Genomic DNA, 21,657 nt, shown 5'->3' with positions numbered 1-21,657 from the left:
GGCCGGGGTTGAGGGGCAGGGGGCCAGGGGGCCAGGGGGCCAGCGGTGGGGGCGAGGCGGGCCCGGGGTGGGGACGGGGTGGGCCCGGGGTGGAACGTCCCCTTCGGGTGAGGGAGTTGTCCACAGCCCGGCGGTGGGTCCACAGGCCCGAGCGGGCGGTGGCGCGAGGCCTCATCGTGGGGAGCGCAAGCCGGTCCCTCGTCGCAGGTGGTGGTCCCCGTGTCCTTCGCTCGTTCCTCGGTCGTGCCTTCGTCTCCCTCCTGGTCGCTCGCCTCGTGCCCGCCCGGGGCCGAGGTGCCCGCGACCCGTGAGGTACCGCGGTTCGATCCGGTGCGGGTGCGCGGCGGTCACCGCTCCGGCCGGCTCGTCCGGCACCGGCGGCGGGCCGTGGCCGTCGGGCTCGCCGTCACCGCGACGGCACTCGTGGCGGCGGGCCCGCGCGATGCCGACGGCGCCCGTGGTCATCCCCGGGCGCGCCCTCCCGCGCACACGGCGCCGGTGCCCGGGGAGCAGCCCACGCACCCGCGCCGTGCCGTGGGGCCGGTGACGGCCCCGGTCCGGATCTCCGACGCGGCCACGGTCCGGCTGCTGCGGCCCGGCGACCGGGTCGACGTCATCGCCGCCGAGGGGGCGGTGCCGGGCGGCGATGCCCGGGTGGTCGCGCGCGGGGCCAGGGTGACGAAGGTGCCGGAGCCGGTGGAGGGTGCGGGCGACGGCGGGGCGCTCGTCGTGCTGTCGGTGCCACGGGCCACCGCCGCGCGGCTGGCCGGTGCGGGTGCCACGGCGCGGTTGGCGGTGACCCTGTGGTGACGGTCGAGGTGGTGAGGTGCTCGGCGCTCACGGGCGCGGTCCCGCCGAGTCCTTCGTCAGAGGGACCCAGGTGCCCGGTTCGGCCCAGCGTTGACGTAGGTTGCGGAGCGTTTTGTTCCACAAGCTGCTCATGCGAGGAGAGGCCCCCAGGTGAGCGAGAAGAAGGATCCGAGTGTCTTGGACGGCTTCAAGGCCTTCCTGATGCGCGGGAACGTCGTCGATCTGGCGGTGGCGGTGGTGATCGGTGCCGCCTTCACCAACATCGTCAACGCCATGGTGAAGGGGATCATCAACCCGGTCGTCGGCGCCATCGGGACCAAGAACCTCGACCACTACAGCTCCTGCCTGAGCTCGAGCTGCGAGGGCGAGCAGGGCATCCGGATCCTGTGGGGTTCCGTACTCGGCGCCGCCCTGAGCTTCGTGATCACCGCGGCGGTCGTCTACTTCCTGATGGTCCTGCCCATGTCGAAGTACCTGGCCCGGGCGGAGGCCCGCCGGAAGGCGAAGGAGGGCACGCAGGAGGTCCTCGAGGTGACCGAGCTGGAGGTGCTGAAGGAGATCCGGGACGCGCTGATCGCCCAGCGCGGCTCGGGGCACGACCGGCGATAGCGCGGCTGCTTCGGAGGTGGTGGGGCGGTCCGGCCCGGCCGGCTCAGAGGTGGTGGGGCGGCTTCTCGTCCAGGAAGCGCTTGAGGTCCGCCGCACTGCCGCCGGAGTCGGTGCGCTCGCCCCAGCCGCGGTCGGTGTCGTCGGAGGACTGCTGGTCGAGCGGGTCGTCGAAGACCAGCGCGGGCTTCGGCTCACGCGGCTCGGGGCCGGGGACGGTACTCATGCAACCAGGGTACGGTCGCGGAGAAATTCCCCGTGCCTTCTGCTGTGCTGGGACGCATGACGTCCAGCCCCACACCCCCGCCCGTCCCTTCCGACGCGCCCGGCGGCGGCCGGGGACCGCTGCGCGGGCTTCGGGCCCGTGGCCGCGACGAGGCGCACCGGACGGCCTCGCCGCTGGAGCTCTTCTTCGACCTGTGCTTCGTCGTGGCCGTCGCCCAGGCGGGCGTCCAGCTGGTGCACTCCGTCGCCGAGGGGCACGCGGGCCAGGGGATCCTCGACTACGCGATGGTGTTCTTCGCCCTGTGGTGGGCGTGGATGAACTTCACCTGGTTCGCCTCGGCGTACGACAACGACGACGTCCTCTACCGGGTCGTCACGCTGGTGCAGATCGCGGGTGTGCTGGTCCTCGCGGCGGGCGTCTCCCGGGCGTTCGAGGAGCACGAGTACCTCGTGGTCTGGCTGGGCTACGTGATCATGCGGGTGGCCCTGGCGGCGCAGTGGCTGCGGGCAGCCCGTTCCACCGAGGGCCCGGAGCGCACCACGGCCCTGCGCTACGCCGGCGGCGTGCTGGCGTGCCAGGTCGGCTGGCTGGGGCTGCTGTTGCTGCCATCGGGGGCCCGGCCCTGGTGGTTCCTGGTGATGGCGCTGCTGGAGATGTGCGTGCCGCCCTTCGCGGAGAGGGAGCACACCACGTCCTGGCACCCCCGCCACATCGCGGAGCGGTACGGGCTGTTCACCATCATCGTGCTCGGCGAGACCATCGCGGCGGCCACGATCGCGGTGAAGTCCGGCATCGACGAGCACGACGCGCTGGGCGAGCTCCTCCCCATCGCGGCGGGCGGGCTGCTGGTCGTCTTCGCCGCGTGGTGGATCTACTTCGTGGTCCCCGTCCACGGCCATCTGCGGTCCAACCGGCAGGCGTTCCTGTGGGGCTACGGCCACTACCTGGTGTTCGCCTCGGCGGCGGCGATCGGGGCCGGGCTGGAGGTGGCGGTGGAGCAGACGGTCGGCAAGGCGCACATCTCCACGCTGGCGGCGTCGGCGGCGGTGACGTTGCCGACGGCCCTGTACCTGCTCTCGGTGTGGGGCCTGCACGCACGCCACTTCAAGCGGGGCATCACCCAGCAGCTGGTGCTGCCGACGACGGCCCTGCTGGTGATCTGCTGCACGTTCCTGGGTCACTGGGCGGTGTTCGCGGCGGGTGTGGTCTGCGCGCTGTCGGTGGCGGCCGGAGAGGCCCTGGCCACGCGTCCGGCCGCGCGGGAGAGCGGGCCGGCGGCGCAGACCGGGTGAGGGCGTCCGCGATCCGGTCCCCGCGGACGTCCACGGGCTGACGCGGCGCCCACCGGCTCGGTACGCCCGCCGGGGTGGGCGGCTGGACGAGACTGTGCCCCATGACAGTTGACGCACTGACGGATGTCTCCGGCCTGCGGGTGGGGCACGCGACACGCACCGGCGACGGATGGCTCACCGGCACCACGGTCGTGCTGGCCCCGGAGGGCGGGGCCGTGGCCGCCGTGGACGTGCGGGGCGGCGGGCCCGGCACCAAGGAGACGGACGCGCTGGATCCGCGCAACGTGGTGCGGAAGGTGGAGGCGGTCGTGCTGACCGGCGGCAGCGCGTACGGGCTCGACGCCGCGTCGGGGGTGATGGCCTGGCTGGAGGAGCGGGGGCGCGGGATCCGTGTCGGGGCGGACCCGGCGCATGTGGTGCCGGTGGTGCCCGCCGCCTGTGTCTTCGACCTGGGGCGGGGCGGCGACTTCCGGGCCCGGCCGGACGCGGCGACCGGCCGGGCCGCGGTCGAGGCAGCCGCGGCGAGCGAGCTCGGCGCGCAGGTGCCCCAGGGGTGCGTGGGCGCGGGCACGGGAGCGGTGACCGGGGTGGTGAAGGGCGGCGTCGGCAGCGCGAGCACGGTGCTCGGCTCGGGGATCACGGTGGCCGCGCTGGTGGTGGCCAACGCGGCGGGAGCGACGGTGGATCCGGAAACGGGGGTGCTGTACGGGGAGCTGTTCCAGGGGCGGGTGGAGTACCCGGGGGCGGAAATCCACGCGGCCGCGCAGCGGCGTCTCGCCGAGACGGCCGCGAGGAGCACGCCGCCCCCGCTCAACACGACGCTCGCGGTGGTCGCGACGGACGCGGATCTGTCCAAGGCGCAGGCGCAGAAGCTGGCCGGCACGGCGCACGACGGCATCGCCCGCGCGGTGCGCCCGGTGCATCTCCTCAACGACGGGGACACGGTGTTCGCGCTGGCGACGGGCGACCGTGCCCTGGACGCCACGGACCCGCTCGCCCTGAACGAGATCCTGGCGGCGGGTGCGGACATGGTGACGCGCGCGATCGTCCGGGCCGTGCGGGCCGCGGAGCCGGTGGACGGTCCGGGCGGGGCGTGGCCGTCGTACGGGGAGCTGTACGGGGAGCTGTAGCGCGGGCCGCCGAACCGGCCCGCGGCGTACGGCAGATGCACAGCGGAACCGGAATTTGTCGCGGTTCTGTCACGTGACGGCCTTCATGGGGAACGGACGGAACCCGACCGGCTCCCCGGCCCCTCTTCCCTCACGTACTGGAGCGGATCACGCAACACACACGAACTGGGAGCAGCCCGTGACAACGCCGAACATTTCAGCGCGGCGCACACTGGGGGCCTGTGCCGCCCTGATGGTCGGCGCCCTGACGCTCACCGCCTGCGGTGGCAGCGCCAACGCCAAGGACGACGAGAAGGGCGGCAGCGGCACCAAGACGTCCGTCGCGAAGATCGCCATCTCGGCGAAGGACGGTTCGACGGGCGCGTCCATCAACGCGACCGGCGTGAAGGTCAGCGACGGGAAGCTGACCGACGTGAAGATGACGGTGGCGGGCAGCGGTGAGGCCGTTGCGGGGTCGGTCTCCGGTGACGGCAAGGTCTGGAAGCCGAAGGAGCAGCTGGAGCGCGGGACGAAGTACCAGATATCGGCGACCGCCAAGGACGCGGACGGCCGGACGGCCGCGGCCAACTCGATCTTCACGACGGTCACGTCGTCGAACAGCTTCATCGGGACGTACACGCCGGACAACGGCACCACGGTCGGCGCGGGCATGCCGGTGTCGTTCACCTTCGACAAGGCCATCACCGAGCGGAAGGCCGTGCAGTCGCACATCACGGTCACCTCCAGCAGCGGGCAGAAGGTGGTCGGGCACTGGTTCAACGGGCAGCGGCTCGACTTCCGGCCCGAGGAGTACTGGAAGGCCGGCTCCAAGGTGACGATGAAGATCGACCTGGACGGGGTCGAGGGCGCGAACGGCGTCTACGGCGTGCAGAAGAAGACGGTCACCTTCACCGTCGGGCGCTCGCAGGTCTCCACGGTCGACGTCAACACGCAGACCATGACGGTCGTCCGGGACGGCAAGACCATCAAGACGATCCCGATCTCGGCGGGCAGCCCGGAGCACACCACCTACAACGGGCAGATGGTGATCTCCGAGAAGTTCGTCCAGACCCGGATGAACAGCCGGACGGTCGGGCTGGGCGGCGAGTACGACATCCCGGACGTGCCGCACGCGATGCGTCTGACGACGTCGGGCACGTTCATCCACGGCAACTACTGGTACGGCAAGGGCAACCCGCCCTTCGGCCGCCAGGGCACCAGCCACGGCTGCGTCGGTCTCGCCGATGTCCAGGGCGCGGGGGGCAGCACGCCCGCCAAGTGGTTCTACGACAACTCCCTCATCGGGGACGTGGTGATCGTGAAGAACTCCCCCGACAAGACGGTGGCGCCGGACAACGGGCTCAACGGCTGGAACATGGCGTGGAGCCAGTGGGTCGCGGACAGCGCTTCCTGACCGGCTGGGGGAGCACCTGAAAGACCGCCCCAACTGGGGTTTCTGACGGACCGACCGGGTCGCGCGGGAACTTTTCGCGCGGCCCGCGCGTTTTCCCGGACGTACGTTTTCTCGGTTCCCGGACATGATGTCCGACCGAGGGGCTACCGTATGCACCCACAAGGTGACATGCAGCAACGCCGGGAGAAACCTTGAGCGTTCCGTACGAGACGGCAGCGTACGAACCCCACGACTCGCCCGAGTCTCCGGAGGAGCACCTCGCGCGACTCCTCGGCCGCGCCCTGAACTCCTTCGAGCTACCGGACGAGACGATAAGGCGCCTGGACTGCGCGCTGGCCCACGACGGGTCACTGCACTCCGCGCACCACAGCGCGGGCCTGCACCGGGAGACGTACCGGCACACGTGGCTGCTCGCCGACGGTTCGGCGCTCACGCTCTGGGAGCTCGTCCACAACACCGCTCCGGGCAGCGAGCCGCATCACGAGGTGTACGTCGACGAGGAGGAGCTGCGCGCCGCCACCACGCGGCTGCCGCTGCCGGCGGACACCCCGGACTTTGAACTGCCGGTGACGGTACAGCTGCCACCGGCCCCCGCGCCCCGGCACGCGTACGCCGCCGAGAACTCGGCGGACCACGCGCGCAGGTTACTGCGCCGGGCGGAGAACGCGGACCGGCCGGGCACGGACACGGCGACCCTGCTGGCCACGGCGTCCGGGCACCAGATCACCCAGGCCTTCGGCCGGCCGTGCCGCGCGGGCCGGGCGGGGCTGGGCTTCTCGCTCTACGAGCACGCGTTCCTGCTGCGCGACGGCGAGGAGGTCTCCCTGTGGGAGGTCGAGCACACGGCGACGCCGGACGGGCGGCACATGTGCGAGGTGTACGCCAGCGAGGACGCGGCGCGCGAGGCCATGGAGCGGCGGGCGGCGCAGCTCTCCTGAGACGGGCCCCGGACGCCTCTAGACGCTTCTGTCGCCGAGTTGGCGCACCAGCTCGGCGAAGGCGTCTCTCTCCTCGGTGGTCAGTTCCACGGACTCCGACCGGGAGCCCGTCTGCCGCTGTTGCGGGAGGGCGGGGAGCGGGTGGCCTTCGGGCCACCGGGAGACGTGCTCGGGCATTGCCCCAGTAGACACCACGGCCCGGGACTTCGGTCCCGGGCCGTGATTTTCGTGATCTATCTCGCAGGTGGCATGAACCGTTCACACGCCCCGAAAGGGGCGAACCTCACGCCTCCTCAGGCCGCGACGGGCTGCTTCGAATCCGCCGCCCGGTCCGCGCTGCCCTCGCCGGAGGCCGGTGCGGCACCCGGGACCGGCTTGCGCAGGCCCTTGAGGACGACCACCAGGGCCGTGGTGACGCAGACGCCCGCGGCGATGGCCACCAGGTAGAGGAACGGGTTGCCGATCAGCGGGACCACGAAGATGCCGCCGTGCGGGGCGCGCAGGGTGGCGCCGAAGGCCATCGACAGGGCGCCGGTGACGGCGCCGCCCGCCATGGAGGCCGGGATGACGCGCAGCGGATCGGCCGCGGCGAAGGGGATCGCGCCCTCGGAGATGAAGGAGGCACCGAGCACCCAGGCGGCCTTGCCGTTCTCGCGCTCGGTCCGGGTGAAGAGCTTGCCGCGCACGGTCGTCGCCAGGGCCATGGCCAGCGGCGGGACCATTCCGGCCGCCATCACCGCGGCCATGATCTTCATCGCCGAGTCGCTGGGGCTGGTGACCGCGATGCCGGCGGTGGCGAAGGTGTAGGCGACCTTGTTGACGGGGCCGCCGAGGTCGAAGCACATCATCAGGCCGAGGAGGGTGCCGAGCAGGATCGCGTTGCTGCCGGACAGGCCGTTCAGCCAGTCGGTCATGCCCTTCTGGGCCTCGGCGATGGGCTTGCCGATGACGACGAACATCAGGAACCCGACGATCGCCGAGGAGATCAGCGGGATCACCACCACGGGCATGATGCCGCGCAGTGCCGCCGGGACGTTCACCTTCTGGATCGCCATCACCACGCCACCGGCGATCAGACCGGCCGCCAGACCGCCGAGGAACCCGGCGTTGATGTTGAACGCGATCATGCCGCCGACGAACCCGGGGACGATGCCGGGCCGGTCGGCCATGCCGTAGGCGATGTAGCCGGCCAGGACCGGGACGAGGAAGCCGAAGGCGACACCGCCGATCTGGAAGAACAGGGCCGCCCAGCTGTCGGCCTGCAACCACATGAAGTGGTCCATCACCGACGGGGCCTTGTCGACCTTGTAGCCGCCGATCGCGAAGCCGAGCGCGATCAGCAGACCGCCCGCGGCGACGAACGGCACCATGTAACTGACGCCGGACATCAGCCACTTGCGCAGCTTGGTGCCGTAGCCCTCGCCGGAGTCGCCCGCGCGCTCCACCGGGGTGGCCGGGGCGGAACCGGAGGTGACCTCGCCGCGCGCGGCCTTGTCACGGACCTCGGCGATGAGTTCGGCGGGGCGGTTGATGCCCGCCTTCACGCCGACGTCGACGGTCGGCTTGCCGGCGAAGCGCTCCTTCTCCCGGACGGGCACGTCGTGGGCGAAGATCACGGCGTCCGCCGCCGCGATGACCTGCGGGTCGAGCCGGGTGAAACCGGCCGATCCCTGGGGCTCGACGGTGAGTTCGACGCCCGCCTCCCGGCCGGCGTTCTCCAGCGACTCGGCCGCCATGTAGGTGTGGGCGATACCGGTGGGGCAGGAGGTGACGGCGACGATGCGGAACGGGCGCTCCTCGCCATCCGCCGTCTCCTCGGTGACCGTGGCGGCGGCGGGAGAGGCCGCTCCCGCCGACGCCACGGGGTCTTCGGAGACGGCCGGAGCGGGTGCGTCCGGCTCGTCGCCGCGGATCAGGGCCGCCGCGGCCGGCGCGTCGCTCACCGCGCGCAGGGCGTCGGTGAACTCGCTGTTCATCAGCTGCCGGGCCAGCGACGAAAGGATCGTCAGATGGGCGTCGTCGGCGCCGGCCGGCGCGGCGATCAGGAAGATCAGGTCGGCGGGGCCGTCCGGGGCGCCGAAGTCGATACCGGCGGCACTGCGGCCGAAGGCGAGCGTCGGCTCGGTGACGTGCTCGCTGCGGCAGTGCGGGATGCCGATGCCGCCGTCGAGGCCGGTCGGCATCTGGGCCTCGCGGGCGGCCACGTCGGCGAGGAAGCCGTCCAGGTCGGTCACCCGGCCCAGGGCCACCATGCGCTCGGCGAGGGCACGCGCCGCCGCTTCCTTGGTGTCGGCGGAAAGGTCGAGATCGACCAGGTCCGCCGTGATCATGTCGCTCATCGCGGGCTCCTTAGCACGCGTATCGCCCGGTGGGAGGGGTGGGCGGGAGGGGGACGGGGGTGCGGTGGGGGGTGACGGGGGTAAAGGCGGGGCCGGAGAGTAACGGGGAGGAGGCCCGCCGCTCGCGCGCCGGTCCGCGCTGCTCGTCGTACGTCATGACACCGGCTCCTTCAGCGCACGGTCCGCCGGGACCTCGGCCGTGACCGTCACCGCCGCCGGGTCCAGGTCGCCCGGCGTCGGCATCACACTGCCGGGCAGCTGGACGGCCGCCGCGCCGTGCGCGACCGCGGAGGCCAGGGCCTCGGGGCCGTTGCCGCCGGCGATCAGGAAGCCGGCCAGGGAGGAGTCGCCGGCGCCCACGTTGCTGCGGACGGCGGCCACACGGGCGCTGCCGAACCAGGCGCCCTCGTCGCAGACGAGCAGCTGCCCGTCGGCGCCGAGGCTCGCGAGGACGGCCCGGGCGCCCATCTCGCGCAGTTCCTCGGCGGCCTTCACGGCGTCGCCGACGGTGGCGAGAGGACGGCCGACGGCTTCGGCGAGCTCCTCGGCGTTGGGCTTGACCACGTCGGGCCGCTCGCGCAGGGCGGCGAGCAGCGCGGGTCCGGAGGTGTCCAGGGCGATCCGCGCTCCGGCGGCGTGCGCGCGGGCGACCAGCTCGGCGTACCAGGAGGGGGCGAGTCCGCGCGGGAGGCTGCCGCAGCAGGCTATCCAGGCGGCGTCGCGGGACTGCTGCCGCACGGTCTCCAGGAGCAGTTCCCGCTCGGCGTCGGAGAGTTCGGGGCCCGGAGCGTTGATCTTCGTCAGGACGCCGTCGGACTCGGCGAGGGCGATATTGGAGCGGGTGGCCCCCGCGACCGGGACGGGAGCGACCTCGATGCCCTGCTTGTCCAGCAGGTCGGCGACCAGGGCGCCCGGGGCGCCACCCAGGGGCAGGACCGCCACGGTGCGCTGTCCGGCGGCGGCGACGGCGCGCGAGACGTTCACGCCCTTGCCGCCCGGGTCCATCCGCTCCCCGGTGGCGCGGATGACCTCGCCGCGGTCGAGGGACGGCACCTCGTAGGTGCGGTCCAGGGACGGGTTGGGGGTGACGGTGAGGATCATGCGCGCACTACTTCCGTGCCGCCGCGCTCGATCGCGACGGCGTCTTCGGGGCTCAGCCCGCTGTCGGTGATCAGCAGGTCCACATCACTCAGGTCGCCGAAGCGGGCGAAATGCTCCTGGCCGTGCTTGGAGGAGTCGGCGAGCAGCACCACGCGGCGGGCGGCGGCCACGGCCGCGCGCTTGACGGCGGCCTCGGCGAGGTCGGGGGTGGTCAGGCCGTGCTCGGCGGAGAAGCCGTTGGCGGCCACGAACAGCACATCTGCGCGGATCTCGCCGTACGCGCGCAGCGCCCAGGCGTCCACGGCGGCGCGTGTGCGGTGCCGTACGCGCCCTCCGATGAGGTGGAGCTGGATGCCGGGGTGGTCGGCGAGGCGGGCCGCGATGGGGAGGCCGTGCGTGACGACGGTGAGGGAGGCCTCCAGCGGGAGGGCGGCGGCCATCCGGGCCACCGTCGTCCCGGCGTCGAGGATCACCGTGCCCTCGACGGGCAGTTCCGCGAGGGCCGCCTTGGCGATGTTGTCCTTCTCGTCGGCGGCGGTCGTCTCGCGCTCGGCGAGGTCCGGCTCGAAGTCGAGCCGTCCGGCCGGGATGGCCCCGCCGTGCACCCGGCGGACCAGGCCGGCGCGGTCGAGGGCCTTCAGATCCCGGCGGATCGTCTCCGCCGTCACCTGGAACTCCTCGGCCAGCGACACGACTTCCACTCGGCCGCCGTCACGGGCGAGCCGGAGGATCTCCTGCTGCCGTTCCGGTGCGTACATGTCCGTTCGCCTCCGCCTCATGCCCGAACGTGTGGTTTCAGCGGGAGGCTACGCCGAGATTTCCGCAAAGTAAACAGGTTCGGACCTAATCGGGCATGAGCAGAAACGCGTGCGGGCCCGGCACCGAGGTGCCGGGCCCGCTTTCTGTGCTCAGGCCAGCGCCGGTTCCTTCTCCACCGGCAGCTGCTCCCCCTCCACATGCTGCGCGGGCCGCTTCGGCAGCGCGAACATCAGCAGGAAGATGGCGCCCATCACGGCGGCGACCCAGCCGAGCGCGTTCTGGAAGGCGTCGGCGAAGGCCGGGCCGATCTGCTCCGGCCGCAGGTGGTCGGAGATCGTGCCGAAGAACACCACCGACACCAGGCCGAGACCCAGCGCGTTGCCCATCTGCTGCACGGTGTTGATGAGCCCGGACGCCGAACCGGCGTGCTCGCGCGGCACCTCCGAGAGGATCGCGTCGGTCAGCGGCGCGACGATCAGGCCCATGCCCACGCCCATCACGACGAGCGGCAGGGCCATCTGCCAGGGAGTTATGGCGAGGCCGTAGTGCCCGGACTCCCAGATGTAGAGCAGCACCCCGGCCGCCATCACCAGCGCGCCCGCCTGGAGCACCTGGCGCCCGAAGCGCGGAACCAGCTTCTGCACCGACATCCCGGCGGCCACCGACACCGCGATCGAGAACGGCACCCCGGTCAGCCCGGCCTTCAGCGGGCTCCAGCCCAGCCCGAACTGCATGTACAGCGTCCACACCAGGAAGAACACACCGAGCGCGACACCGAAGACGGTCTGCACGGCGATACCGGCCGCGAAGCTCTTGACCTTGAACAGCGACAGCTCGACCAGCGGGGAACCGTCCCGCGCGGCCTTGCGCCGCTCGTACGCCACCAGCGCCGCGAGGACGACGAGCGACCCGGCCATCGAGACGTACCCCCACACCGGCCAGTCCAGCTCCCGGCCCCGGATGAGCGGGTAGAGCAGCATCAGCAGGCCCAGTGTCACCAGCGCGACGCCCACCAGGTCCAGCTTCAGGGCGCGCGGCGCCTTGGACTCGGTGATGAAGCGGCTGCCGAGGATCAGGCCGGCGACACCCACGGGCAGGTTGATCAGGAAGATCGACCGCCACTCCCAGCCGAACAGGTTCCACTCGGTCAGCAGCGCGCCGAGCAGCGGACCGGACACGGCCCCGAGACCGACGACCGCGCCGAACAGCCCGAACACCTTGCCCCGCTCGTGCGCCGGGAAGGTCGCGTGCACGATCGACAGCACCTGCGGCACCATCAGCGCCGCCATGCCGCCCTGGAGGAACCGCGAGGCGACCAGCATCTCCGGGTTCACCGCGAGGCCGCACAGCGCGGAGGCGACCGTGAATCCGCCGATGCCGACGAGGAAGACCCGCTTGCGCCCGTGGATGTCGCCGAGCCGCCCGCCGGTGATCAGCCCGGCGGCGAAGGCGAGGGCGTAACCGGCGGTGATCCACTGGATCTGGCTGAAGGAGGCACCCGCCTCCCGCTGGATCGACGGGATGGCGATGTTGACGATCGTCACGTCGACGAGGTCCATGAAGGCCGCGGTCATCACGATCGCGAGGGCGAACCAGCGGCGGCGGTCGGTCCCGCCGCCCGCCGTGCCGAGGGTGGTGTCGGTGGAGGTCATGCTCCGAAGGTAGACCCTCATTAGGTCAGACTGTGTCCTATTGGTGCGGCATCCTCTCGGTATGACGACGGACACTCCGGCCCGGCTGCTGACGCTCCTCTCCCTCCTCCAGACGCCCCGCGAATGGCCCGGCGGCGAGCTCGCCGGCCGCCTCGGGGTCTCCCGCCGCACGGTCCGGCGGGACATCGACCGGCTGCGTGAGCTGGGCTATCCCGTGCAGGCGACCAAGGGTTCAGACGGCGGTTACCGGCTGGTCGCCGGCAAGGCCATGCCACCGCTCGTGCTCGACGACGAGGAGGCCGTGGCCATCGCGGTCGGGCTGCGCGCCGGGGCGGGGCACGCGGTGGAGGGCCTGGACGAGGCCTCGGTGCGGGCGCTGGCCAAGCTGGAGCAGGTCCTGCCGGGCCGGCTGCGCCACCGCGTGACCACCCTCCAGGCCGCGACCACGCCGCTGACCAGCGGTGACGGGCCGAGCATCGCCCCCGAGACCCTGACGGTCATGGCCTCGACGGTGGCCGGGCACGAGCGGCTGCGGTTCGCCTACCGAGCCGCGGACGGCACCGCGTCGCGGCGCCTGACGGAGCCGTACCGGCTGGTGTCGACGGGCCGCCGCTGGTACCTGGTCGCCTACGACATCGACCGGGACGACTGGCGCACGTTCCGCGTCGACCGGGTCAGCGAGCCGTTCGCCACGGGGGCCCGGTTCGTGCCGCGCGAACTGCCGACGGGGAACGCCGCCGAGTACCTGCGGCAATCGATGCAACGGCAGCAGCGGTCCTACGACTTCGAGGTCACGTTCGCCGCACCGGCCGACTTCGTCGCCGCCCGGCTGCCCCATTGGCTGGGCACGCCCGAGCCGTTGGACGACGGCAGCTGCCGGCTGCGGGGGTCCGTCGGGGACGCGGTGCAGTGGGTGGCGTTCCGGCTGGCGCTGCTCGAGTGCGACTTCGTGGTACACGAACCGGAGGAACTGGTGTCGGCCGTACGGGAGTTGGGGGCGCGGTTGAGCAGGGCGGCCGGCGGGCGGGACGCGGGCGGGGTGTGAACCGTCGCGTCAGGGTCCCCACGGGAAGTCCCGCAGTGCCGCGAGATTGCGCAGGGCGAGTTCCGCCGGGCTCCCCGGGCCTTCCACGGGCCCGTCCCCCTCGGCCCAGGCCTCCAGCGCGGTCCGCACGGCGGCACTGGCGACGGCGGCCGTGAAGCGCGACCGGGGGGCCGCGGCAACGTTGTCGGCGTCGTCCGGCCCCGCGGGAGACCCGGAGGCACCGGCACGTGTCACCCGTTCCGCCAGCACCTCCCCCAGCAGCCGCTCGGACGCCTGGCACACCTCCGCCCACACCCTGCGCAGGGACGGGTTCGCGGCGGCCAGGCGCAGGAGTGTGCGCACCCGCTCCCAGGAGGACACCGAGACGCCGGCGCCCGGGGTGAGGGTGTGGCGGACCCCCTGCTCCAGGGCCTCGATCACATCCACGTCGGCCGGCGCCGCGCGCACCGCCTCCACCCAGCGCTGGGCGCCGGCCGCGTAGAGCGGGGCGACGGCCTCCTCCTTGGTGGCGAAGTACCGGTAGAAGGTACGCGGGGCGATACCGGCGGCCTGGGCGATGTCCTCCGCGCGGGTGGCGCGCAGGCCGTGCCGTACGAAGAGGCCGGCCGCCGCCCGGGCGATCTCCATGCGGGTCTCGGCCTTCCGCCGCTCGGTCAGCGAGGGCGCGGGCGGGGTCGGGGTGGTGCTGCTCACGCCCGGCAGGCTATGCCCCTGTGACACAATCTGCCATCTGGCGGGCCACCCCGTGGTTCAGGTACGGGGTGGCCCGCCCCCCGGAAAGAGAGCCGGGCCCCGACGTCCGGGGGGAAGGACGCCGAAGCCCGGCCTCGGGGAAAGTCCCGGCGCCGGGGGGAGTGCGACGGGACTTGGCTGTTGGGGGTCTTGGGGCGTGGCCCCGGGCCCGAACTGGTGGACCCAGAGGTCTTGTTCCCCCAGTCCGCGGATTGAAGCGGCGTTACAACGCCATGTTTGCGCGGTCTTTCGCCACCCGGCGTACGCGGTGCCCTGCGGGCGCACACGGTCCGTCACCCACTGGCCGTGGGAACGCGTCGTACGCCCGGTCGCTCACCGTGCTCACCGGTGTCGCGCCGCCGCGCGGACGGGGTCACGCCGCCGCGTCGAACCCGGTGCTGCGGGCCAGCTTCTTCAGCTCCAGCAGTGCGTGCTTCTCGATCTGCCGGATGCGCTCGCGGGTCAGGCCGTGCTCCTTGCCGACCTCGGTCAGCGTGCGCTCCCGGCCGTCCTCGATGCCGTAGCGCATCTTGATGATCGAGGCCGTGCGCTGGTCGAGCCGGCCGATCAGGTCGTCGAGCTCCTCGCTGCGCAGCAGCGTCAGCACCGACTGCTCGGGCGACACCGCCGAGGTGTCCTCCAGGAGGTCACCGAACTGGGTCTCGCCCTCGTCGTCCACCGACATGTTCAGCGAGACCGGGTCGCGGGCCCAGTCGAGCACGTCGGTGACCCGCTCCGGCGTCGAGCCGAGCTCGGCGGCGATCTCCGCGGGCTCCGGGTCCCGGCCGTGCTCTCGGTTGAACTCGCGCTGCACACGGCGGATCCGGCCGAGCTCCTCCACGAGGTGGACGGGCAGGCGGATCGTACGGGACTGGTCCGCTATCGACCGCGTGATGGCCTGGCGGATCCACCACGTGGCATACGTGGAGAACTTGAAACCCTTGCGGTAGTCGAACTTCTCCACCGCGCGCACCAGGCCGGCGTTGCCCTCCTGGATCAGGTCCAGCAGCGGCAGACCACTGCGGGGGTAGCGCCGGGCGACCGCGACGACCAGGCGCAGGTTGGAGCGGATGAAGACGTCCTTGGCCCGCTCGCTGTCGTCGACCAGGGCCTGCAGCTCCTCGGGCGAGGCCCCGGCCTTGTTCTCCTCCAGGCCGTCCAGGATCTGCTGTGCGAACACACCCGCTTCGATGATCTGAGACAGCTCGACCTCCTTGGCGGCGTCGAGCAGCGGTGTGCGCGCGATCTCGTCGAGGTACATGCCGACCAGGTCGCGGTCGGCGATCTCGCCGCCATGGGCGCGAACACTGCTTGCCGCGTCGGCCGTCTCGCCGGTGGCGGACTGACGACGGGCGACGGCACGGGTTGCCATGCGAGCTCCCTTGCGATGGTGAGGTCAGCAGGTGGTCCTTCGGACGCTGGACTCCGTCTTCCGGGACTCTCCGGACTCTCCTCGGGTGCCCTGCATCCGATGGAAACAACGACTGGAATCAGGACAGAATTCCCAACCGAGCCCCCGATTTTTCTGATCATGCAGTACCCTGTCCGGCCACATGGGGAGGCGGGATGCGCGCGGAATGTACAGAGGTGCAGGTCAGGCCGGGAGTCGAGGCTGACCTCGACGCTCTCACGGCCCTCTACAACCACTATGTACGTGAGACGGCGATCACATTCGATACCGCGATCTTCACTCCGGAGGAGCGCGGCCCCTGGCTGCTCTCCCACCCTGAAGACGGGCCGTACCGCCTGATGGTTGCCACGGAGCCGGACACACAGGAGATCCTGGGGTACTCCACTTCCAGCCCTTTCCGAATGAAGCCCGCCTATGCCACCTCCGTGGAGACGTCCGTGTACGTCGCCCCGGGCGCCGGGCGGCGCGGTGTCGGCACACTCCTCTACACGGCCCTCTTCGAGGCCCTGTCCGGCGAGGATCTGCACCGTGCCTACGCGGGCATCGCGCTGCCGAACGAGGCGTCGGTCCGGCTGCACGAGCGCTTCGGCTTCCGGCACGTCGGCACGTACGGGGAAGTCGGCCGCAAGTTCGGCCGGTACCGGGACGTGGCCTGGTACGAGAAGGAGCTGCCGTGACCGCGGGCGGTCAGCCGAACTGCACCGACCGCTTCGCCAGCCCCATCCAGAACCCGTCGATCACGGACTTCTGCGTGTCCAGCTCACCGGCCGCGTCCGCCGCGCCCATGGTCACGAACAGTGGGGCGAAGTGCTCGGTGCGGGGGTGGGCCAGCTGCCCCGCGGGCGACTTGCGGGTGAAGTCGAGCAGGGCGTCCACATCACGCGCCTCCAGCGCCCGCCGGCCCCAGTCGTCGAACTCGGCCGACCAGGCGGGGACGCCGCCCTGCCGCAGGGCGGCCAGGTTGTGGGTGAAGAAGCCGGAGCCGACGATCAGCACGCCTTCGTCGCGCAGGGGGGCGAGCCGGCGGCCGATCTCCAGGAGCCGGACCGGGTCGAGTGTCGGCATCGACACCTGGAGGACCGGGATGTCGGCCTCCGGATACATCTCGACCAGCGGGACGTACGCGCCGTGGTCGAGGCCGCGGTCGGGGACGTCCTGGACGGGCGTGCCGGGGGCGCGCAGCAGCTTGCGTACGGACTCGGCGAGCTCCGGTGCGCCGGGGGCGTCGTACTTCACCCGGTAGTAGTGCTCCGGGAAGCCCCAGAAGTCGTAGACGAGCGGGACGGTCTCGGTGGCGCCGAGGGCGAGCGGGGCCTCCTCCCAGTGGGCGGAGACGATCAGGACGGCCTTGGGACGCGGCAGGCCGGCGGCCCAGGCGGCCAGTTCACCGGGCCAGAGCGGGTCATCCGCCAGGGGCGGCGCGCCGTGGCTGAGGTACAGAGCGGGCATGCGCTCCTGGGTGGCGGCGGACATGCTGCGGCTCCTTCCAAAACATGGTTCCCTACAAAACTGTACGGACCATTTGTTTAAACTTCAAGGAGGGGCCGCGTAAAGTGGAAGGCATGAAGGCACCCGCATCCGCACCGACACCGGGCTCCGTCGCGGAGCCGCATGAACCGCGCTGGCTCACCGACGAGGAGCAGCGTGTCTGGCGTTCGTTCATGGAGGGCGTCACCCTCCTCGACGACCATCTCGACCGTCAGCTGCAGCGCGACGCGGGCATGCCGCACGTCTACTACGGCCTTCTGGTCAAGCTCGCCGAGGCGCCGCGGCGGCGGCTGCGGATGACCGAGCTCGCGATGCTGGCGAAGATCACCCGGTCCCGCCTCTCGCACGCCATCGCGCGTCTGGAGAAGAACGGCTGGGTCTGCCGGGAGGACTGCCCCGACGACAAGCGGGGCCAGTTCGCCGTCCTCACGGACGAGGGCCACAAGGTGCTGCGGCAGACCGCGCCGGGCCATGTGGAGGCCGTGCGCCAGGCGGTCTTCGACCGGCTCACCCGGGAACAGCAGAAGTCCCTCGGCGAGATCATGCGGATCGTCGCCGAGGGACTTCAGCCGGCCGAAGCGGGTGCGGACCTGCCCTGGCTCCGCTGACGCGGGAGCCGGGGCAGGTCCTGGATTCCGTAGGTACGAGGCGTCCCCTTCCTCGTGCCTGCGGATGGCCCGAAGGAGTTGTGGTGCGCGGCCGTCAGTGGGCGACGACCGGGATCTTCACCTCGTCCGCCGCGTCCTCTCCGGAGGACGCCACCGCCGTACCGCCCGGCCGGCCGGCGTTGACGAAGGTCAGGGCGATCGCGGCGGCCGCCACGAGGATGCCGACGGCGAACCAGATGGCGCTCGTGTAGCCCTCCACCATGGCCTCCAGCTGGACCAGCTGCTGCTGGGACCGGCTGGTCGCACCGGCGATGTGGTCGGCGACGTACGCCGTGGTCGCCGAGGCGGCGATGGTGTTCAGCAGAGCCGTACCGATCGCGCCGCCCACCTGCTGCGAGGTGTTGACCATCGCGGAGGCGACACCGGAGTCCCGCGGCTCGACGCCCTGGGTGGCCAGCGACATGGCCGGCATGAACGCCGTACCCATGCCGAGGCCGAGCAGCAGCATCGCCGGCAGCAGCAGAGCGGCGTACGAGGAGCCGATCTCCAGCTGGGTCAGCAGCAGCATGCCGAGCGCGGCGACCAGGAAGCCGGGGCCCATCAGCAGGCGCGGCGCGACCCTGGTCATCAGGCGGGTGCCGATCTGGGTGGAGCCGGTGATCATGCCCGCGATCATCGGCAGGAACGCGAACCCGGTCTTGACCGGCGAGTAACCCTTCACGATCTGCAGGTAGTAGGTCAGGAAGAGGAACAGGCCGAACATCGCGATGATCGCGAGACCGAGGGAGAGGTAGATCCCTCCGCGGTTGCGCTCGGTGATCACGCGCAGCGGCAGCAGCGGAGCCTTGACCTTCGACTCGACGAGCACGAAGGACGCCAGCAGCACGGCCGACGCGACGAACATGCCGACGGTGACGGAGTCGCTCCAGCCGTCGGACTCGGCGCGGGTGAAGCCGTAGACGAGGGCGACCAGGCCGAGGGTGGACAGGATCACGCCGGGGATGTCCAGGGCGGAGCGGTTGCGGCCGCCCTCGGGCTCACGGATGACGAAGTAGGCGCCGGCCGCGGCGACGATGGCGAACGGGATGTTCACGAAGAACGTCCAGCGCCAGTCCAGGTACTCGGTGAGGAAGCCGCCCAGGATCAGGCCGACGGCGCCGCCGCCACCGGCGATCGCGCCGTAGATGCCGAACGCCTTGGCGCGCTCCTTGGCGTCGGTGAACATCACGGCGAGCAGCGAGAGCGCGGCGGGCGCGAGCAGGGCTCCGAAGACGCCCTGGAGGGCGCGGGCGCCGAACATCATCGCCTCGTTGGTGGCCGCGCCGCCGAGCGCGGAGGCCGCGGCGAAACCGCCCAGACCGACGACGAAGGCCTTCTTGCGGCCCCACAGGTCGGCTATCCGGCCGCCGAACAGCAGCAGACCGCCGAAGGCGAGGGCGTAGGCCGTGACGACCCACTGCCGGTTGCCGTCGGAGATGCCCAGGTCCTGCTGGGCGGAGGGCAGGGCGATGTTCACGATGGTGGCGTCCAGGACGACCATCAGCTGGGCGAGCGCGATGAACACGAGCGCTTTCCAGCGGTTGGCGTCCGGTTCTCTGGCCGGTGCGCCGAGGGTCTTCGAGGCTGTTTCAGACATGGGGATACCCACTTCGGGACTTCGTGACGGAAAAGGGTGACGAAAGGAAACGGCTCGCCTGCGGGGACGGCCGTAGGGACTGTCGCCTGGTCTTCAGACGTCTTCTTCAGACGTACGGGAACGGCTGAACTAATCGGTCAGGGACTCGTGGTCTGGACTAATCGGTCAGGGGCTCATGGGTCTGGGCTGATCGGTCAGGGGCTCATGGATCTGGGCTGATCGGTCAGGGCCGGCGCAGATCCTCCAAGGTCACGGCCGCGCCCGGGAGGGCGGAGCGAGCGGGAGCCCGCAGCCCGTCCAGGAGCAGCTGAAGATGGCGGTGGACGAAGCGGTCGGCCCGGAAGCAGTCCGTGCCGGCCGGGGGCCGGCTGAGCTGGGCCACGGCGATCATGACGTCTCCGACATCCACGTCGGAGCGGAGCTGCCCGGCCGTCCTGGCCCGGTCCATGACCTCCGCGATCATCCGCTCGACCCGTTCGCGCGCGGCCTCCAGGTCCGGGTGGTGCTGGTCGAACGTGCTGGAGACCATCGGGCACAGCGCGCTGATCCGCTCGTCGGCGGCGGCGTGCACGAAGCGCTCCAGCGCCTCGAACGCGTCGCCGGTCTCGGTGAGCGCGGTCTCGGCGGCCGCGGCCGTACGGTCCATGACGGAGCAGACGACCTCGCGGACGAGCGCGTCGCGGTCCGGGAAGTTGCGGTACACCGTGGCGTTGCCGACGCCGGCCCTGCGGGCGATCTCGTCGAGCGGCACCTCGGGGCCGTGCTCGACGAACATCTCCCGGGCGGCGGTGACGATCCGCTCCCGGTTGCGCAGGGCGTCGGCGCGAGGCCGGGGCACCTTGCGCGCTTCGGGGCTGGCGGTCTGCACGGTGTACTCCTGATGAGTGAGGCGATCCGGGGATTGGATCCCCGTTTCGGTCGGACACATGACTAAACGGGGAGTGCGTCCCCGGTATTTCCCGCTCTCGCGGAATTTGTTTGTGACCTGACTCACATACCCCCGGACGCCTCCCGGCCCCTACCGACGGGAAACCCACGATCGGTCTCCTCCAGCGCGCATCCCCTCACCCCGCGACGCAGGGTGATCGAAAGGGTGCAGCCGGAGACCGGAGGCTGCCGTGGCGCGGGAGGTCCCTTGCAGGTCCCTTGCATCCAGCCGCAGCCCCAGCGCCCCCGCCCGGACGGCACGGGGCCGCCCGGCCACCGGATACCCAGGCGCCGTCTGGCCGCCCTGGCCTGCGTGACCGCCCTGACCTTCACCGTCAGCACCTCGGCGGGCACGGGCCGGCTCACCCCGGGCGCCAGTACGGCGGGAGCGGGCCCCGTCGCCCTGTCCCACACCTCCGCACACGGCCCCTGCATGATCCGCGGCGCCCGCGAGGTCCAGATGTCCGAGGGCATCCCCACCTCCACCGGCTACACCCGCTCCACCGGCACCGTCCGCGCCCTCACCCTGATGATCGACTTCTCCGACGCCCCCGGCGAGGGCGACGCCCGGGACCGCTTCCGTGAGTTCTTCCCCCAGACCCGCGAGTGGTTCCGCACCAGCTCCTACGGCCGCCTCGACTACCGCCCCGAGACCCCGATCCCGTCCTGGCTGCGCATGCCGAAGTCCTTCCGCGCATACGGCATAGGGCGCGGGGCGCCGTTCGAGCCCGGCTACCGCGCGCTGGTCCAGGACCTCGTGGCAGCGGCCGACCCGAAGGTGGACTTCCGCGCCTACGACCTGCTGAACGTCCTGGTCACCCCGAACGCCGGCCCCTCCGCCCTGGACACGGTCCTGTCCGTCACCTTCGCCGGCAACCCGGAGGCACCCAGGGCCGACGGCATACCCGTGGCCAACGCCTCCTTCGTCTACTCCCGCCAGGACGACGGCTCCGGCTCCTACGACCGCACCGGCTACCGCGTCCTCCCCCACGAGAACGGCCACGTCTTCGGCCTGCCCGACCTGTACACCGCGGAGGGCGGGGGCGCGGTCGGCCACTGGGACATCATGAGCGAGGACTGGGGCGCCAACAACGACTTCCTCGGCTGGCACAAGTGGAAGCTGGGCTGGCTCGACGCCGCCCAGGTCCACTGCGTGGCGTCCCCCGGCACCACGGAGTACACCCTGACGCCCCTGCCCCTCGCCGGTGGCTCCAAGCTCGTCTTCCTCCCCCTCGACGGCAGAACCGGCTACGCCGTCGAACTGCGCACCCGCGCCGGCAACGACGAGGCGGTGTGCCGCCCGGGCATCCTGATCTACAAGGTCGACGCGGAGGTGGACACGGGCATGGGCCCGGTCACCGTCTACGACTCCCGCCGCGACAGCGGCGGCTGCACGCGCACGCCGAACGTCCACGCGGAGCTGTCGGACGCGCCGTTCACGCCCGGGGAGACGTTCCGCGACGCGGGGAGCGGGATCACGATCGAAGTGGCGGGGGTGGGAGCGGGAGCGGCGGGGGCCGGGGTGGAGGGGGGGTACCGGGTGCGGGTGACGAGGGAGTAGGGG

At 71.7% G+C, this 21,657-nt stretch carries 21 protein-coding genes; 10 read left to right on the top strand and 11 right to left on the bottom strand.

From position 1 onward, the window contains the following. The first annotated feature begins 219 nt into the window (after positions 1–219). Together IO24_RS0139000 and mscL are read left to right on the top strand one after the other, a co-directional pair. Positions 220–810 carry a hypothetical protein gene (locus IO24_RS0139000; protein ID WP_234335242.1) on the top strand — a complete coding sequence of 197 codons (591 nt, stop codon included), beginning with the start codon at positions 220–222 and terminating at the stop codon, positions 808–810. A 150-nt stretch (positions 811–960) separates the two neighbouring features. Further along, positions 961–1,419 carry a large conductance mechanosensitive channel protein MscL gene (gene mscL, locus IO24_RS0138995; protein ID WP_031144458.1) on the top strand — a complete coding sequence of 153 codons (459 nt, stop codon included), beginning with the start codon at positions 961–963 and terminating at the stop codon, positions 1,417–1,419. Positions 1,420–1,462: 43 nt separating this feature from the next. On the opposite strand, the gene IO24_RS0138990 is transcribed toward mscL, so the two are convergent. After that, on the bottom strand, positions 1,463–1,642 hold the full coding sequence (locus tag IO24_RS0138990; RefSeq protein WP_030845027.1) for a hypothetical protein: 180 nt from the start codon (positions 1,640–1,642) through the stop codon (positions 1,463–1,465). A 56-nt stretch (positions 1,643–1,698) separates the two neighbouring features. On the opposite strand from IO24_RS0138990, the gene IO24_RS0138985 reads away from it, so the two are divergent. From IO24_RS0138985 to IO24_RS0138970, 4 genes are all read left to right on the top strand, one after another. Beyond that, the gene (locus IO24_RS0138985) at positions 1,699–2,934 is read left to right on the top strand and encodes a low temperature requirement protein A (protein ID WP_031144456.1); all 1,236 of its coding nucleotides are present in this window, start codon (positions 1,699–1,701) and stop codon (positions 2,932–2,934) included. Positions 2,935–3,035: 101 nt separating this feature from the next. After that, a complete protein-coding gene (locus IO24_RS0138980; protein WP_031144454.1) occupies positions 3,036–4,064 on the top strand; it encodes a P1 family peptidase in 1,029 nt (342 codons plus the stop codon). A 178-nt stretch (positions 4,065–4,242) separates the two neighbouring features. Further along, the gene (locus tag IO24_RS0138975) at positions 4,243–5,457 is read left to right on the top strand and encodes a L,D-transpeptidase (RefSeq protein WP_078899316.1); all 1,215 of its coding nucleotides are present in this window, start codon (positions 4,243–4,245) and stop codon (positions 5,455–5,457) included. Between the two features lie 191 nt (positions 5,458–5,648). Then, a complete protein-coding gene (locus tag IO24_RS0138970) occupies positions 5,649–6,395 on the top strand; it encodes a DUF6227 family protein (RefSeq protein WP_031144450.1) in 747 nt (248 codons plus the stop codon). Positions 6,396–6,413: 18 nt separating this feature from the next. On the opposite strand, the gene IO24_RS45445 is transcribed toward IO24_RS0138970, so the two are convergent. The 5 genes from IO24_RS45445 to IO24_RS0138945 all read right to left on the bottom strand — a co-directional run bounded on the left by IO24_RS45445 (position 6,414) and on the right by IO24_RS0138945 (position 12,246). Continuing rightward, positions 6,414–6,572 carry a hypothetical protein gene (locus IO24_RS45445; RefSeq protein WP_157851341.1) on the bottom strand — a complete coding sequence of 53 codons (159 nt, stop codon included), beginning with the start codon at positions 6,570–6,572 and terminating at the stop codon, positions 6,414–6,416. Positions 6,573–6,688: 116 nt separating this feature from the next. Beyond that, positions 6,689–8,734 carry a PTS fructose transporter subunit IIABC gene (locus IO24_RS0138960; RefSeq protein WP_031144448.1) on the bottom strand — a complete coding sequence of 682 codons (2,046 nt, stop codon included), beginning with the start codon at positions 8,732–8,734 and terminating at the stop codon, positions 6,689–6,691. Positions 8,735–8,887: 153 nt separating this feature from the next. Next, positions 8,888–9,835, bottom strand: a complete 948-nt coding sequence (gene pfkB / locus IO24_RS0138955; RefSeq protein WP_031144446.1) for a 1-phosphofructokinase — start codon at positions 9,833–9,835, stop codon at positions 8,888–8,890. Continuing rightward, positions 9,832–10,593 (bottom strand): DeoR/GlpR family DNA-binding transcription regulator, encoded by a 762-nt coding sequence (locus IO24_RS0138950; RefSeq protein ID WP_031144444.1) that lies wholly within the window; start codon positions 10,591–10,593, stop codon positions 9,832–9,834. The genes pfkB and IO24_RS0138950 overlap by 4 nt, the downstream gene beginning before the upstream one ends. A gap of 150 nt (positions 10,594–10,743) precedes the next feature. After that, on the bottom strand, positions 10,744–12,246 hold the full coding sequence (locus IO24_RS0138945) for an MFS transporter (RefSeq protein ID WP_031144442.1): 1,503 nt from the start codon (positions 12,244–12,246) through the stop codon (positions 10,744–10,746). 61 nt (positions 12,247–12,307) lie between these two features. On the opposite strand from IO24_RS0138945, the gene IO24_RS0138940 reads away from it, so the two are divergent. Then, positions 12,308–13,291, top strand: a complete 984-nt coding sequence (locus IO24_RS0138940) for a helix-turn-helix transcriptional regulator (protein WP_031144440.1) — start codon at positions 12,308–12,310, stop codon at positions 13,289–13,291. Between the two features lie 9 nt (positions 13,292–13,300). On the opposite strand, the gene IO24_RS0138935 is transcribed toward IO24_RS0138940, so the two are convergent. Both IO24_RS0138935 and IO24_RS0138930 read right to left on the bottom strand, forming a co-directional pair. Next, positions 13,301–13,984, bottom strand: coding sequence for a TetR/AcrR family transcriptional regulator (locus IO24_RS0138935; protein ID WP_031144438.1), 684 nt, complete (start codon positions 13,982–13,984; stop codon positions 13,301–13,303). Between the two features lie 412 nt (positions 13,985–14,396). After that, a complete protein-coding gene (locus IO24_RS0138930; RefSeq protein ID WP_031144436.1) occupies positions 14,397–15,395 on the bottom strand; it encodes a sigma-70 family RNA polymerase sigma factor in 999 nt (332 codons plus the stop codon). Positions 15,396–15,589: 194 nt separating this feature from the next. Between IO24_RS0138930 and IO24_RS0138925 the strand changes: the two genes are divergently transcribed. Next, a complete protein-coding gene (locus tag IO24_RS0138925) occupies positions 15,590–16,111 on the top strand; it encodes a GNAT family N-acetyltransferase (RefSeq protein WP_031144434.1) in 522 nt (173 codons plus the stop codon). A 10-nt stretch (positions 16,112–16,121) separates the two neighbouring features. On the opposite strand, the gene IO24_RS0138920 is transcribed toward IO24_RS0138925, so the two are convergent. Further along, entirely contained in the window at positions 16,122–16,907 is a 786-nt protein-coding gene (locus IO24_RS0138920; RefSeq protein ID WP_031144432.1) for a dioxygenase family protein, read from the bottom strand. An 89-nt stretch (positions 16,908–16,996) separates the two neighbouring features. Here IO24_RS0138920 and IO24_RS0138915 point away from each other — a divergent pair, with 89 nt between their 5' ends. Beyond that, positions 16,997–17,530, top strand: a complete 534-nt coding sequence (locus IO24_RS0138915) for a MarR family winged helix-turn-helix transcriptional regulator (RefSeq protein WP_031144430.1) — start codon at positions 16,997–16,999, stop codon at positions 17,528–17,530. A 94-nt stretch (positions 17,531–17,624) separates the two neighbouring features. Here IO24_RS0138915 and IO24_RS0138910 read toward each other — a convergent pair whose 3' ends face one another. Next, complete coding sequence (locus IO24_RS0138910; RefSeq protein WP_031144428.1) at positions 17,625–19,166, bottom strand: MFS transporter; 1,542 nt, start codon at positions 19,164–19,166, stop codon at positions 17,625–17,627. A gap of 223 nt (positions 19,167–19,389) precedes the next feature. Then, positions 19,390–20,034 (bottom strand): TetR/AcrR family transcriptional regulator, encoded by a 645-nt coding sequence (locus IO24_RS0138905; protein ID WP_031144426.1) that lies wholly within the window; start codon positions 20,032–20,034, stop codon positions 19,390–19,392. Between the two features lie 282 nt (positions 20,035–20,316). On the opposite strand from IO24_RS0138905, the gene IO24_RS0138900 reads away from it, so the two are divergent. Then, positions 20,317–21,654, top strand: coding sequence for a M6 family metalloprotease domain-containing protein (locus IO24_RS0138900; RefSeq protein WP_031144424.1), 1,338 nt, complete (start codon positions 20,317–20,319; stop codon positions 21,652–21,654). Positions 21,655–21,657: the final 3 nt, after the last annotated feature.

The organism is Streptomyces flavovariabilis (assembly GCF_000725785.1).
In the GTDB taxonomy this organism is placed as follows: Bacteria; Actinomycetota; Actinomycetes; order Streptomycetales; family Streptomycetaceae; genus Streptomyces; species Streptomyces hawaiiensis.
This window is presented reverse-complemented; position numbering and strand designations above follow the sequence as displayed.